This is a genomic window from Paraburkholderia eburnea (assembly GCF_002917095.1).
In the GTDB taxonomy this organism is placed as follows: Bacteria; Pseudomonadota; Gammaproteobacteria; order Burkholderiales; family Burkholderiaceae; genus Paraburkholderia; species Paraburkholderia eburnea.
Genome location: NZ_PQGA01000013.1, coordinates 39883 through 53625 on the forward strand (window position 1 = coordinate 39883; position 13743 = coordinate 53625).

Annotated in this window: 12 protein-coding genes; 7 read left to right on the top strand and 5 right to left on the bottom strand. The window is 63.7% G+C overall.

All coding sequences use genetic code 11. From position 1 onward, the window contains the following. The first annotated feature begins 103 nt into the window (after positions 1-103). The gene (bla, locus tag B0G62_RS21085) at positions 104-979 is read left to right on the top strand and encodes a class A beta-lactamase (protein WP_103706153.1); all 876 of its coding nucleotides are present in this window, start codon (positions 104-106) and stop codon (positions 977-979) included. Positions 980-1024: 45 nt separating this feature from the next. Here bla and B0G62_RS21090 read toward each other — a convergent pair whose 3' ends face one another. Further along, complete coding sequence (locus tag B0G62_RS21090; protein WP_103706262.1) at positions 1025-1447, bottom strand: DUF934 domain-containing protein; 423 nt, start codon at positions 1445-1447, stop codon at positions 1025-1027. After that, positions 1447-3237, bottom strand: a complete 1791-nt coding sequence (locus B0G62_RS21095) for a nitrite/sulfite reductase (RefSeq protein WP_103706154.1) — start codon at positions 3235-3237, stop codon at positions 1447-1449. The genes B0G62_RS21090 and B0G62_RS21095 overlap by 1 nt, the downstream gene beginning before the upstream one ends. A 219-nt stretch (positions 3238-3456) precedes the next feature. Between B0G62_RS21095 and B0G62_RS21100 the strand changes: the two genes are divergently transcribed. Continuing rightward, entirely contained in the window at positions 3457-4623 is a 1167-nt protein-coding gene (locus tag B0G62_RS21100; RefSeq protein WP_103706155.1) for a phytanoyl-CoA dioxygenase family protein, read from the top strand. Positions 4624-4776: 153 nt separating this feature from the next. Further along, positions 4777-5355 carry a pyridoxamine 5'-phosphate oxidase family protein gene (locus B0G62_RS21105; protein WP_103706156.1) on the top strand — a complete coding sequence of 193 codons (579 nt, stop codon included), beginning with the start codon at positions 4777-4779 and terminating at the stop codon, positions 5353-5355. A 270-nt stretch (positions 5356-5625) separates the two neighbouring features. On the opposite strand, the gene msrA is transcribed toward B0G62_RS21105, so the two are convergent. The 3 genes from msrA to msrB form a co-directional block, all read right to left on the bottom strand. Further along, positions 5626-6297, bottom strand: a complete 672-nt coding sequence (msrA, locus tag B0G62_RS21110) for a peptide-methionine (S)-S-oxide reductase MsrA (protein ID WP_103706263.1) — start codon at positions 6295-6297, stop codon at positions 5626-5628. 143 nt (positions 6298-6440) lie between these two features. After that, the gene (locus B0G62_RS21115) at positions 6441-8285 is read right to left on the bottom strand and encodes a cytochrome c biogenesis protein DipZ (protein ID WP_103706157.1); all 1845 of its coding nucleotides are present in this window, start codon (positions 8283-8285) and stop codon (positions 6441-6443) included. A gap of 36 nt (positions 8286-8321) precedes the next feature. After that, positions 8322-8855 (bottom strand): peptide-methionine (R)-S-oxide reductase MsrB, encoded by a 534-nt coding sequence (gene msrB / locus B0G62_RS21120; RefSeq protein WP_103706158.1) that lies wholly within the window; start codon positions 8853-8855, stop codon positions 8322-8324. A gap of 203 nt (positions 8856-9058) precedes the next feature. On the opposite strand from msrB, the gene B0G62_RS21125 reads away from it, so the two are divergent. From B0G62_RS21125 to B0G62_RS21140, 4 genes are all read left to right on the top strand, one after another. Next, positions 9059-9817, top strand: coding sequence for a response regulator transcription factor (locus B0G62_RS21125; protein ID WP_103706159.1), 759 nt, complete (start codon positions 9059-9061; stop codon positions 9815-9817). Beyond that, entirely contained in the window at positions 9814-11313 is a 1500-nt protein-coding gene (locus tag B0G62_RS21130; protein WP_103706160.1) for a sensor histidine kinase, read from the top strand. The genes B0G62_RS21125 and B0G62_RS21130 overlap by 4 nt, the downstream gene beginning before the upstream one ends. 280 nt (positions 11314-11593) lie before the next feature. Further along, positions 11594-12730 carry a porin gene (locus B0G62_RS21135; protein ID WP_103706161.1) on the top strand — a complete coding sequence of 379 codons (1137 nt, stop codon included), beginning with the start codon at positions 11594-11596 and terminating at the stop codon, positions 12728-12730. Between the two features lie 295 nt (positions 12731-13025). Then, positions 13026-13721, top strand: a complete 696-nt coding sequence (locus tag B0G62_RS21140; protein ID WP_103706162.1) for a P-loop NTPase family protein — start codon at positions 13026-13028, stop codon at positions 13719-13721. The last annotated feature ends 22 nt before the right edge of the window (positions 13722-13743 follow it).

The window sequence follows — 13743 nt, forward strand, 5'->3', positions numbered from 1 at the left end:
GTGGCCGCGTCAAAAATAGCTGCGGCTTTCCTGGCGCGATGGTTTCGTGTGACCATATCCGGCGCTCAGCTTGCAAACTTGCCCACTTGATCAGGAAAAGTCAGTGACCCATTCGCATACCCGCCGCAAACTGATGATCGGCCTACCCATGCTGGCGGGCGCGTTCATCGCGCCGGATGTTTTCGCGCAGGACACCTCGCCACTGACCGATATCGAGCGACGTCATGGCGGACGGCTGGGCGTCTACGCCATCGACACAGGCACGGGCCACACGCTGGAACATCGCGCCGACGAGCGCTTCCTGATGTGCAGTACGTTCAAGGGTATGCTCGCGGCGCAGGTGCTCGCGCGCGTCGACGCGGGCAAGGAGCGGCTCGATCGTCTCGTGCATTACACGGCGCAGGATCTTATTTTCACGTCGCCCGTCACGAAGGCCAACGTGGCGCGCGGCGCGCTGCCGGTCCACACGCTCTGCCAGGCGATCATCGAGCAAAGCGACAACACCGCCGCGATTCTTTTGATGCGCGGCGCGGGCGGTCCCGCCGCGCTCACGCAATTCATGCGCGGGATCGGCGATGACGTGACGCGCTCGGACCGCTACGAGCCGGATTCGAACCGATACAGCGGCGTGCTCGACACCACGACGCCGCGCGCGATCGCCACCGCCGCGCGCGCGACATTGCTGGGCGACGTGCTGCGCCTGGCATCGCGCGAGCTACTGGAGCGCTGGATGATCGACTGCAAGCCGGGGCTCAACCGTCTGCGCGCGGTGTTGCCGGCGGGCTGGCTGGCGGCGGATCGTCCCGGCACGAGCGTCGAAGAGCAGACCAACGACTACGCGCTGGTGCGCCCGCCTGGCCGCGCGCCGCTGCTGGTGGCGGCGTACTACGACGCGCCGGGCATGAGCATGGACGAGCGCGAAGCGGTGCTGCGCGAAGCCGGCAAGGTGTTTGTGAAATGGGCCACGGCGGCTGCATGATGCGCGAGCAACCTTCACACGCCATGGGAAATGGGCGGATCGACGTTATTCGCGGTGTGGTGTGCTCGTATCGGCGCTGATGGTCCCGCGCCAGGGCGCCTCTCTCAGCACATCGGCCTGATAGAACGATGCGAAGCGTTCGAGCTGGCGCTCGGCTTCGTCGCGATCGACGCCTTCCTGAAGCACCGCGCTGGAGAAACCGGTGCGCTCCATTTGCAGCAGTTGATCGGCGAGCACATCGCCGGTCGCGCGCAAATCGCCCCTGAAGCCCAGACGTCGCCGCACGAGCCAGGCCTGGCTGAACGCGCGTCCGTCGGTGAAGGTGGGGAAGTGCAGTTCCACGCGTGCCGCGCTCGCGATTTCCAGTGCATGCGCAAGCGGATCGGCGTCGTTGGGCAGGGATAGAACGGCGTCCTGCGAATCGGGCGTGTGATCGTGCGCGCTCAAAAGACGGATGCGTTGCTTCATCATGCGACTTCCTCCGCCGTTGCGCGCACGCTGTCCGCCGCCGCCTTGAATGGCTCCGGCCCGACGCGCCGGACCGTTTCGATAAAGGTTTCGTTGCGCGCGCCACACGGTTCGCGCAGCGCGAGATAGCGCGTGAGCAGCGCTTCGACGGCGTCGCACACTTCATGCGCCGCGAACGACGGGCCGATCACCTTGCCGGGCCGCGCGTCGCCGCTGCGCGTGGAGCCGTCCGCGCCGCCCAGCGTGATCTGATACCACTCCGCGCCATCCTTGTCGACGCCGAGAATGCCGATGTGGCCGCTGTGATGATGGCCGCACGAGTTGATGCAGCCGCTGATATGCAGGTCGATTTCGCCGATATCGTCGAGTTCGTCGAGATCCTGGTAGCGCTCCATGATGCGTTGCGCGATAGGCAGCGAACGCGCGTTGGCGAGCGCGCAGAAGTCGCCGCCGGGGCACGCGATCATGTCGGTGAGCAGATGCACGTTGGCGCTGGCGAGTTGTGCGGCGACCGCCGCTTGCCAGAGCGCGGGCAGGTCGTCGGCATGGACCCACGGCAGCACGATGTTCTGCGTGTGCGTGACGCGCGCCTCGCCCGCTGAAAACCGGTCCGCGAGATCGGCGACGCGTTCGAGCTGCCCGGCGGACGCATCGCCCGGCGCCTGCAACAGGCGCTTGAACGACAGCGTGACGATGCGCAACGACGGCTCGCGATGCGCCGCGACGTTGCGCGCGAGCCAGCGCGCGAATTGCGGCGTGCGTGCGGCCAGCGCTTGTGCTTCGGCTGCGGCGCGAGGATCGGCGGGACGCCGCGAACCAGCCTGTGCGGGCACCTGAAAATATGCGCTCACGCGTTCAAGCTCGCTGTCGGGCAAGGTGTGCGGGCCGCCATCGCACTCGACGATCTGGCGGAATTCTTCCTCGACTTCATCGATAAAGCGCTGTCCCTCGGTCTTCACGAGGATCTTGATGCGCGCCTTGTACTTGTTGTCGCGACGGCCGAACTGGTTGTAGACGCGCACGACGGCTTCGATGTAATTCATGATCTGCCGCCACGGCAGGAAGTCGCGCAGCACCACGCCGATAAGCGGCGTGCGTCCCATGCCGCCGCCCACCGCCACGCGAAAGCCCAGTTCGCCCTGCGCGTCGCGCACGAGGCGCAGGCCCACGTCGTGCCAGTCGGTGGCCGCGCGGTCCTCGGCGGCGCCGCTGATCGCGATCTTGAACTTGCGCGGCAGATACGCGAACTCGGGATGCAGTGTGGTCCACTGGCGCATGATTTCCGCGAACGGGCGCGGGTCCGCGATCTCGTCGGGTGCGACGCCCGCGCGCTCGTCACAGGAGATATTGCGGATGCAATTGCCGCTCGTCTGGATGCCGTGCATATCGACGGTGGCGAGCAGGTCCATCACGTCGGCCGCCTTTTCGAGCGGAATCCAGTTGAACTGCACGTTGGTGCGCGTCGTGAAGTGCGCGTGGTGGGTGGGCAGATGCGTGGTGCCCAGCTTGCGCTGCGCGTCGAGCGCGTTGCGGTAGACCTCGGCATGTGGCGCGTCGTATTCGCGCGCGATGCGCGCGAGCACGCGCAATTGCGCGCTCGACAGTTCGCCATAGGGGACCGCGACGCGCAGCATGGGAGCGTGGCGCTGGACGTACCAGCCGTTTTGCAGGCGCAGGGGGCGGAAAGCGTCCTCGCTGAGCGTGCCGCGCTGCCAGCGCCCGATCTGGTCGCGGAATTGCGCGGCGCGGCTCGCCACGAAGGCCTTGTCGAATTCGTTGTAGCGATACATGGTGACGGCGGGGTGACTGCGGGGAAGGCCAATGGTAGCGCGGCTCAAGACGCCTTCCAGGCAGCAGTTGATGCAAAAACGAGCGCAGCAGCGCGGATATTTGCGGCGTTGGCGGCATTTGAGGGATTCCTGATGTGTTCGGCTTCCCGCAAGGCGCTCGAACGGCGCTATCTTCGTTCTGGCCACCACAACGTAGCCAGAACAAAACCAGGAGACGCCATGAAGCCGCATCGGCACTATCGCGAAGAGGATTGCTCGCTGCACGATTTCGTCGCCGTGTTGGAGCGCGATCGCGATACGGTGCGCACGGCGTATGCTCACAGCGTCCGCCATCATGTGCCGATTTACGATTGCCCGAGCCTGGATCGCGTACTGGGCGACGCCGTGCGCCGCATGGCCTTGCAGGAAGAATGGGCCGACGTGCTCGAACAGGGCGCGGGCGTCTTCGTGCTCAAGCGCGCTTATACCGATACCGCGACGATCGACGCGGCGAGCGCCGTGTTCGAAGCGATCATCCACGACGAGCGCGCGGCTGGCGGCGCGGCGGCCGATCACTTCGCGAAGGCGGGGGCGAACGACCGCATCTGGAATGCGCAGCAAAAGCTCTGTCTGCGTGCGCCGGAGGTGTTCGCGCGCTACTACGCCAATCCGTTTCTGGTGGCTGCATCCGAGGCGTGGCTTGGCCCGTGTTATCAGATGACCGCGCAGGTCAATGTCGTGCGGCCAGGCGGCGCGGCGCAACAGGCGCATCGCGATTATCACTTAGGGTTCCAGACGGTCGAGCAGGCGCAGCGCTATCCCGCGCAGGTGCATGCGATGTCGCCGTTCCTGACGCTGCAAGGCGCGGTGGCGCATGGCGATATGCCGGTCGAAAGCGGGCCGACGAAGCTGCTGCCGTTTTCGCAGCGCTACGCGCCGGGGTATCTTGCGTGGCGGCGTCAGGACTTCCGCGATTACTTCGAAGCGCATCAGCGGCAATTGCCGCTGGAAAAAGGCGACGTGATTTTCTTCAATCCCGCGCTCTTTCACGCGGCGGGTGAAAACCGCACAGCCGACGTGCAGCGCATGGCGAATCTGTTGCAGGTTTCGTCGGCGTATGGGCGGGCGATGGAGTCGCTCGATCGCGTCGCGATGTGCGAAGCGCTCTATCCCGTGCTGCTGGAGCGCATGGCACATGACGATTTGACGCTCGCGGAAATCGACGCCGTGATCGCTTCGTGCGCCGAGGGTTATCCGTTTCCCACGAATCTCGACAGCGATCCGCCGTCGGGGGGCCTCGCGCCTGAAAGCCAGCAGGCGTTGATGAGCCGCGCGCTGCGCGAGGCGTGGCGTAATGAGGATTTTGTCGCGGCGATCCGGGCGCAGGCGGGACGCAGGCAGGCGTGAAGCGCGGCCATTACGCTGGCGGTTCCGCCTGCCTATACCGATCGGGCACGAGGGCGTGGCGGAAGGCGACGCGCGGCTTACCCGGCTGCTTGTAAAATCCGTTTACAAAGCCCGCGCCCGTGCCGGCTTCCCGAAGCACTGAGGAGAAGAACAATGGATCTTGCTGAGATTTATTCGCGGATATGGGATTGTCTTGACCGCGCGGCAGCCGGGAAAAACCAGCCCTTCAAGACGATGCAAGCGGCGACGATCGGCCTCGATGGGTCGCCGAACGTTCGCACGGTGGTGCTGCGCCGGGTCAGCGAGCCGCAGAGCGAGATCATTTTTCATACGGATCTGCGTTCGCCGAAGATCGCCGAGTTGAGCCGGGAGCCGCGCATCGCGCTCGTTGGCGTGGATCCCGTTCGCAATCTCCAGATCAGGGCGAAGGGAAAAGCCGAAATAATACGCAGCGGCCCTGAGCGTCTGGAGGCGTGGAAGTCGAGTCCAGATCACACGCTGACGGTGTATCGCACCGCGCTCGCGCCGGGTACGCCGATCGACTCTCCTGACCAGGCTTTTGGCTCAGGCTCCGCCATAGCGGGCGAGCAAAAGGGCTTCGACAATTTCTGCGTCGTGAAGGTGCATATAGAAAGCCTCGAATGGCTGGAGCATTCGAACAACGATCACCACGAACGCGCGCTTTATCGCCGCGAAGGGGAGCGCTGGTCGCAAAGCTGGATCGCCCCGTGAGATCACGCGCAGCGCGCAGAGTGCGCTAGCTCTTCCGACTGGCTACGGTGCGCCGAAGGCGGACATGGCTTTGCCGCCTTCGTCACGCACTGGCGCCGCCCGTTCTCGCTGGCCCGCCAGTTTTATGCGGTTATCGTGTTGTCGATCGCGGGCGACGTCGGCATTACCTTCACGCATCTCGATCGATTGATCGGCGCCTCAGGCGCACGTCTGAACTGCGCGCGCATGTGGCATTTCGACTGCCGCGCCTTGATGTATCGCCATCCCGAACTACGGCTTCATATTGGCCGCGGTCTGGAACAATACCGGTCTGGTCAGATAAATCGAAGGAAACAAGGTCTTCAATGCCTCGACCTTCGGCATGTCGTTGATTGCGATATACGGATAGTCGGGGTGAAGGGCGAGAAAGTTCTGGTGGTAATTCTCCGCGGGATAGAAGCCCTTGAAAGACTCGACGCGCGTAACTATCGGACCGGAAAACACATGCGCGCCCTGCAATTGCGCGATATACGCCTGCGCCACATTGCGTTGTTGCGGATTCATCGGGACCACCGCCGAACGGTACTGCGTGCCGTGGTCGGGGCCCTGATAGTCCAGCTCCGTCGGGTTGTGCGCGACTGAGAAGAAAATCTGCAGGATCTTGCCGTAGCTGATTACGGCGGGGTCGAAGGTAATCCGCACCGATTCCGCGTGGCCGGTATCGCCGTCGCTCACGCGTTCGTATTCGGCCGTATCCGCCGCGCCCCCCGTATAACCGGACGCGACCTGCGTGACGCCGCGCACGTGTTCGAACACGCCCTGGACGCCCCAGAAACAGCCCCCCGCAACGACGGCGGTTTCCGTATGGGCGCCGCTCGCATGTTCGTCCTGGACCGGCGCCGGAATGGACACCGGCCGCTCATCGGAGTGAGCGCTGCGCTGCCAGAGCGCCACGACCGCCATGACGATGGCCAATGCGCCAATTCGCGCAATCTTGCCGGGCAGCGCGGGCCTGCGAATCGTCGCGGTCAGGGGTTTGATAAAAATCGGATTCACGATGTCATCCTTGTCGGGCTGATCGGGCGAATTGCGCCCATAGGGTGGGTTCAACCGAAAGTAAATGCAAAGGCCTGTACGCCAGGATCGAGAAATTGGATCGCGAAGGTGTGGTCCGCCACGTCGCCGGGCTGGCGCACGAGTTGATAGAGCCGTTGTTCCGTTACCATGCCGGTCCCGTCCGGCATCACATCGCTGCCGTGCGCGTCGCCCGGCGCCTTGTCGTCCACCGTCACGCGAAACCGCACCGGCTTGCCGTCTGGTCGCGGTCCCAGAACCAGATGCAGGTCTCGTGCATGGAAGCGGTAGACGATTTCGCCGCCAGGTCTTGCGAGCGTCGCGTGTTCGGCGCTGACGCTCCAGTCGCCTGAAAGTCCCCAATGGTTCAACCCTGGATTCGAGGGCGCGCGATAGTCGTGGGCACGGTCCTGCGCGACGCCGCCCGGCGAAGCGAATCCCTTGGCGCGTTCAAAGCCGATATAGGTTTCGGGCGAGCGCATATCGGCGTTATCGGCCTGCACCTGCACGCCGCTCTCTGTCGTGCCGCCGAGGCCGAGCGGGACATCCGCCGCTTCCGGGTGGCCCGCTTCCACGAGCAGTTGCTGAATCACGCGTTCGGACTGGTCGTACTCGCCCTCGCCAAAGTGTTCATAGCGGATTTGCCCTTTTGCATCGGCAAAATAGTGAGCGGGCCAATACTCGTTGTCGAACGCGCGCCAGATCGCGTAGTTGTTGTCGATCGCCACGGGATAATCGACGCCGAGGTCGTGGACAGCCTTGCGGACGTTGTCGATGTTGCGTTCGAAGGCGAACTCGGGGGCATGCACGCCAATCACGACCAGTCCCTTGTCCTGGTACTTGCGCGCCCACGCCTTGACGTAGGGCAGCGAGCGCAGGCAGTTGATGCACGAGTACGTCCAGAAGTCGACGATCACGACTTTGCCGCGCAGCGATTCGTCCGTGAGCGGCGGAGAATTCAGCCATTGCACGGCCCCCGAAAGCGGCGGCAACGGACCGAGCACCGGGAGCGTCGGCTTCGTTGCGGCCCGCATCGCGTCCGAGGTGCGCATCATGGCGCCGCCGTTCGCCGACATGGCGTTCGTCGTGTCCTCGGGCGCGCTCGTCGATTTCACGATATGGGCGGAGCCGCTCATCGCCAGGTCGGGGTGCCGCGACGGCGCGAACGCATCGACGAGATGTTGTTCCAGACCGCCCGTCGCGACCGTCGAAACGCGCGTGAGGAAGCCCGTATCCAGCCCCAGCGCGATAGCGGCGACACCGGCCAGCATCGCCACGCCAATGCCGCGCCGGATCCATTCGCCCGCGCCCAGCGAGCGCTTCATCGCCGCGAAGACTCGCCCGCCCAGCAGCAGCGCGACGGCCAGCGAGGTCGCCGCGCCCGCCGCGTAGGCCAGCAACAGCAGCGTCGTGCTGACGCTCGCTCCCTTGAGCGCCGCGCCCGTCAGGACGAGGCCGAGAATCGGGCCGGCGCAAGGCGCCCAGAGCAGCCCCGTGGCGATGCCAAGCAGAAACGACGAGCCGATGCCGGGCGCCCCGTCGTGCTGCGCCGCGTTCGAAAGGCGGTTGCCGGCATTCACGAGCGGTTGCATGATGCGGTCGGCGAAACGGGGCATCAGGAGCGTCAGGCCGAACACGGCGAGCAGGACGATGGCGAGCCAGCGGCCATACTGGTTGGCCTGGGCGACCCAGCCTCCGCCGACGGCGGCGAGCGTCGCGACCAGTGCGAACGTAGCGGCCATGCCGCCGAGCAGCGGCAGGCCCGAGCGCACGAAGGGCTGATCGGCGCGCGCGAAGACGAAGGGCAGCACGGGCAGGATGCAGGGGCTCAAGATGGTGAGCACGCCGCCGAGATACGCCAGGACGATGAGTAGCATGGTGGTGTCGGGTAGAGAGGTCCGGATTCGAGGCGTTCAGGCCGTGCCGTGCCTGAACGTCATGGCGATGCCGTTCATGCAATAGCGCAGGCCCGTCGGCTTTGGACCGTCATCGAACACGTGGCCGAGATGGCCGCCGCAACGCTCGCAATGCACTTCGGTGCGCACCATGCCGAATGAGGTGTCCTCGTGCTCGACCACCGCATGCTGAAGGGGCGCGTAAAAGCTCGGCCAGCCAGTGCCGCTATCGAATTTGGTTTTAGAGGCGAACAGATTCGTCCCGCAGCCTGCGCAGGCAAACGTGCCGGGGCGGTGTTCGTCGTTGAGCGGGCTCGTGAAGGGGCGCTCTGTCCCCGCGTTCCTGAGCACTTCGTACTGGGCCGGCGTCAGCAGCTTGCGCCATTCGGCGTCGGTGTGGACGATGGCGAAATGTTCGGCCGCCCCGCTTGCTCCGGCCGTTCCCGCATCGCCGCCGCTGGCCTGGGCCGCCTTCGCGCGCCACTGGCCGAGCGCCGCCATGACGGCGAGCGCGCCGCCGCCGGACAACAGAAGCCGTCTACGGATATCCATCGTGCTCTCCTTGTGCGATGCAGCGCCGCCCAGCGGATTGGGGCGGCGCGCATCCTTTACGTGAAGCTTAGGCGGCGGCCGATATCGAAGTCCTCACGGAAAGTAAAATTAATTGTGATAACCCGCTCGCGGAAAACTCTGCACAATGGGCGCTTCAATCCGGGGCGCTTTATCGCTTCGCGTACCTCATGCCTGAACGACACATGGACCAGACCAAACGCGTGCTAATCGTCGAGGACGACGTGGATATCGCCAACGTGCTCATGCTGCATCTGCGCGACGAAAACTATGAGGTCGTCCACAGCGCCGATGGCGCGCAAGGGTTGCGGCTGCTGGAACAGGGCCGCTGGGACGCCTTGATTCTCGACCTGATGCTGCCGGGCGTCGATGGCCTTGAAATCTGCCGCCGCGCGCGCGCCATGACGCGCTATACGCCGATCATCATCACGAGCGCGCGCTCAAGCGAAGTGCACCGCATTCTGGGACTCGAACTCGGCGCCGACGATTACCTCGCGAAGCCTTTTTCGGTGCTCGAACTCGTCGCGCGCGTGAAGGCGCTTCTGCGCCGGGTCGAAGCGATGGCGAAGGATCTGCGGCTGGAGGGCGGCACGCTGATGCTCGGCGGTTTTTCGATTGACCCGGTTACCCGCGAAGCGCAAGTCGATGGCAAGCGCATCGAGCTGACGCCACGCGAATTCGACCTGCTGTATCACTTCGCGCGCCACCCGGGCAAGGTGTTCTCGCGCATGGAATTGCTCAATGCGGTCTGGGGCTACCAGCACGAAGGCTACGAGCACACGGTCAACACGCACATCAACCGCCTGCGCACCAAGATCGAAGCCGACCCGGCGCAGCCCGTGCGCATCCTGACCGTGTGGGGGCGCGGCTACAAGTTCGACCCGCTCGCGCCGGCGGCATCGGGCAATGCCGCGCGTGACGATGCGAAAGGAGAGGCGTCGTGAGACTGTCATTGACGCAACGGGTATCCATCGTGTTTTCGGTGTTGTTGCTCGCATGCTGCGGAGCGTCGGCGTGGCTGCAGATACGGGCGTCGGATCTGCACGATCAGGAAGTCATCCAGGTGCTCTCGCATGACCTGGCGTCCCATATCGCCCGTAACTCGGCGCTGATGGGTTCAGATGGTCCCAAACCAGCGGCGCTGCGCACATTATTCGGACAACTGATGGCGGTCAACCCCAGCGTCGAGGTTTATCTGCTCGACGCAAACGGGCGCATCACGGGCGACGATGCGCCGCCGGGGCACATCCGGCGCACGCAAGTCGACTTGCAGCCGGTCCGGCGCTTTCTGGCCAATGATCCTTTGCCGATTCTGGGCGACGATCCGCGTAGCGTGGATGCCCGCAAGGTGTTCAGCGCCGCCATGGTTCCTGGCGCCGACGGCCAGCCAGCCGGCTATATCTACGTTGTCCTGATCGGAGAGGCACGTGACGCGCTGGCCTCGCGGCTCGCCGAAAGCACGGTGTTGCGGACCACACTCGGCTTGATGGCCGTCGTCGCGTCGCTCGGTTTGATTGCCGGCCTGATCGCATTTGGCCTCGTCACGCGGCCACTACGGCGCCTGACCGACACCGTGAGCCGCTTCGACGCGTCGATTCGTGCAGGATCGGAACCGGCGCCGCTTGCGCTCAGCCGCTCGGCGGCGCACACGGGAACGCGCGATGAAATTGCCATTCTCGAACGCACGTTTGCGCAGATGGCCGATCGCATCGGCTTGCAGTGGCGCGAACTCAAACGGCAGGACCAGGAGCGGCGCGAACTCTTCGCGAACATCTCGCACGATCTGCGCACGCCGTTGACGTCGCTGCACGGTTATCTGGAAACGCTGTCCTTGAAGGACGATACGCTGGAGGAGGCCGAGCGCCGTCGCTATCTGGCGATTGCGCTCGCACAAAGCGCGAAGGTGGGACGCCTCGCGCAATCGCTGTTCGAGCTTGCGCGCCTGGAGCACGAGAACGTACAGCTCACGCTCGAGACATTTCCGCTCGCGGATGTCGTGCAGGATGTGTTCCAGAAGTTCGAGCTTGCCGCGCAGGCCCGGCATATCCGCTTGCAGGCCGAAATCCCGCCGCATTTGCCTGCGGTATGCGCCGATCTGGGCATGATCGAGCGCGTGCTGACCAATCTGCTCGACAATGCGATCCGGCATTCGCCGGACGGCGGCGAAGTCAGCGTCGAGCTTGCGCGCGAGGGCGACAAGGTCGGCGTCGTGGTCAGCGACACCGGGCCGGGAATACCGCCCGAGCTTCGCGCGAGCCTGTTCCGGCGCGCATTCAGTTCAAGCGATGTCCGGCGCCAGGGCGGTCTGGGATTGTTGATCGTGCAACGAATGCTGCAACTGCATCGCAGCCGGATCGAACTGGTCGAGCGGGAGCAGCGCGGCGCGACGTTCAGCTTCACGCTGGATACGGTGCCGGCGCGCGTGACGATCAAAACGTGATCGACCCGCGCACGCCGCCTTGATTTGCGCGAGCCGACTCCATGTCGGCTTTTTTTGCGTATCCCGCTTCATACCCTGTGGGTATCGAGTCGATACCGAATTGGTGTTGGACCGCCGCTCAGGCAATCTCTACTATCAGCGCAAACAGGTTGCCAGGCCATCCAGAAGAGGCGACACAGAACGATTCCATAACGGAGATACTTCAGCGGAAAGTTTTGTCGAGACTAATCATTAGTCATCCATATTAATAAAAGTAACCACAATCAGGTTCGGAGACAGTATGAGATTGCACCATCTCGTGGGCGGAGCTTTGCTCGGATTCGCAACGACCGGCTTTGCGCAAAGCAGCGTGTCCCTCTACGGAATCATCGATACGGGTGTCGAATACGTTTCGCACGCCAATGCGGCGGGCAAAAGTATCGTCCGGATGCCGTCCATCACCGGCGAATTCCCGTCCCGCTGGGGGATTCGCGGGACAGAGGATCTTGGCGGCGGATATAAAGCGCTCTTTGTTCTCGAGAACGGTTTCAACGGCTCTAACGGTACGATGGGGCAAGGCGGCCGCCTGTTCGGCCGCCAAAGCTGGGTTGGCATCGAAAGTCCATACGGCACGCTGTCGTTCGGCCGCCAGTACACCATGACCTACCTCGCCGTGCTCGACGCCGACCTGCTCGGCCCGAACATTTACGGCTTGCCGTCGCTCGATGCCTATATTCCCAATGGACGCGCCGACAATTCCGTGGCGTGGCGCGGCAAGTTTGGCGGATTGACGGTGGGCGCCATGTACTCGTTTGGCAGGGATTCGGCGGGCACCGGCAATTCGCCGGGACAGGGTACGTGCGCCGGTCAAACGCCCGGCGACATGACCGAATGCCGTCTGTGGTCGGCGATGCTCAAGTACGACTCGACGTGGTTCGGCGCGGCGGCGTCCTATGAGGAACAACGAGGGGGTGGCACGACTGCCGCCGCGAACTTCTTCGACGGGGTCAAGCCTTTGACCCTGACGTCGAACGCCGACAAGGACGATCGTGCCCAGGTGAACGGCTATGTGAGCCTGTATGGCGTGAAGTTCGGCGGTGGCTGGATTGGCCGTTGGGTCGATACGGATTCGTCCGGCGGCCCGAACGTACATTCGAATCTTCTCTATCTCACCGCGAACTACTACTTCACGCCGGCTGTTTCCGTTGACGCCGGGGTCTACCACACCACCGTATCGGGCCAGGACGCTCGCGCGACGCTGGGGGTTCTGCGCGGCACGTATTTTCTCTCGAAACGCACCGCCGTTTATCTGCAGTGCGCGTATCTGGCGAACAGCGCACACGCGGCGTTTTCCGTGAGCGCCGGTGGCGGAGGCACGACGCCTGCGGCTGGGCAAGGCCAGGTTGGCGTGATGGCCGGCGTGCGTCACATGTTCTGACGATCGCGAAACGGCCGCCCGCTGCCCGACGGCAAACCTCCCTGATCGCCCCATTTCAGCCTGAAATTTATCTTATAAGGCTTTCAGTTCGTACTCGATCCCAAGGCTGCCGATTTGATCGTCCCGTCATAATCGTCTGGCAAGATGCACGATCCCCCGCTCGGCGCGCGCTGCGCCCGAGGCGGGAAAAAAGAATCAAAGAATCGCCTGCGTTAATTTTGCCCGGATAGTCTATGTGCAGACTGCATCGCGCGCTTGCATCGCAGATCCACCAGGATAACGAGGAATCGAGTACATGAGCTCAGTGCACTTTATTGGCGGCGAGAAAGGCGGGGTGGGAAAATCGCTCGTCGCCCGCGTTTTGGCGCAGTATTTCATCGACCGTGATTTGCCGTTTCTTGGCGTTGACACGGATCGCTCGCACGGTGCGCTACTGCGTTATTACGCTGATTTCACCGCGCCAGCGCCGCTTGACGACCACGACAGTCTCGACCCGGTCATCGAACACGCTCTCGAACAGCCCGAGCGCCGTATCCTTGTCGACCTGGCGGCCCAGACCCGGCAATCGGTGTCGAAGTGGTTCGATGACGCCGACGTGCCCGGTATTGCGCAGGAAAGCGATATTGGACTTACGTGGTGGCAGGTCATGGACGCGGGACGCGATTCAGTCGATCTGTTGCGGCAATGGCTCGATCAGTTCGGCGGCAAGTTACGCCTCGTGATCGTGATGAACGAAATCCGGGGCGAGCGCTTCGAATTGCTGGAAAGCTCAGGTCAACGTCAGCGCGCGGAAGCGCTTGGTGCAAAGTTCGTTTCGCTGCGCCATCTTCCCGACACGACAATGCAGAAAATCGACCAAAGGAATTTGAGCTTTTGGGCCGCTGCAAATCATCCGGATCGTGCGAGCACCGGTCTTGGTATGCTCGAACGCCAACGGGTCAAGGTCTGGCTCAACCGCGTTTATGAGGAATTCGACAAGGTCGTGCCTTGATTGACTCTGCGATCAACTCCAC

Excerpts from the sequence above, each read along its gene's own strand:
- B0G62_RS21090 (WP_103706262.1), bottom strand. The coding sequence starts at position 1,447 with ATGAAGCAACGCATCCGTCTTTTGAGCGCGCACGATCACACGCCCGAT.
- B0G62_RS21095 (WP_103706154.1), bottom strand. The coding sequence starts at position 3,237 with ATGTATCGCTACAACGAATTCGACAAGGCCTTCGTGGCGAGCCGCGCC.
- B0G62_RS21100 (WP_103706155.1), top strand. The coding sequence starts at position 3,457 with ATGAAGCCGCATCGGCACTATCGCGAAGAGGATTGCTCGCTGCACGAT.
- B0G62_RS21105 (WP_103706156.1), top strand. The coding sequence starts at position 4,777 with ATGGATCTTGCTGAGATTTATTCGCGGATATGGGATTGTCTTGACCGC.
- msrA (WP_103706263.1), bottom strand. The coding sequence starts at position 6,297 with ATGGCGGTCGTGGCGCTCTGGCAGCGCAGCGCTCACTCCGATGAGCGG.
- B0G62_RS21115 (WP_103706157.1), bottom strand. The coding sequence starts at position 8,285 with ATGCTACTCATCGTCCTGGCGTATCTCGGCGGCGTGCTCACCATCTTG.
- msrB (WP_103706158.1), bottom strand. The coding sequence starts at position 8,855 with ATGGATATCCGTAGACGGCTTCTGTTGTCCGGCGGCGGCGCGCTCGCC.
- B0G62_RS21125 (WP_103706159.1), top strand. The coding sequence starts at position 9,059 with ATGGACCAGACCAAACGCGTGCTAATCGTCGAGGACGACGTGGATATC.
- B0G62_RS21135 (WP_103706161.1), top strand. The coding sequence starts at position 11,594 with ATGAGATTGCACCATCTCGTGGGCGGAGCTTTGCTCGGATTCGCAACG.
- B0G62_RS21140 (WP_103706162.1), top strand. The coding sequence starts at position 13,026 with ATGAGCTCAGTGCACTTTATTGGCGGCGAGAAAGGCGGGGTGGGAAAA.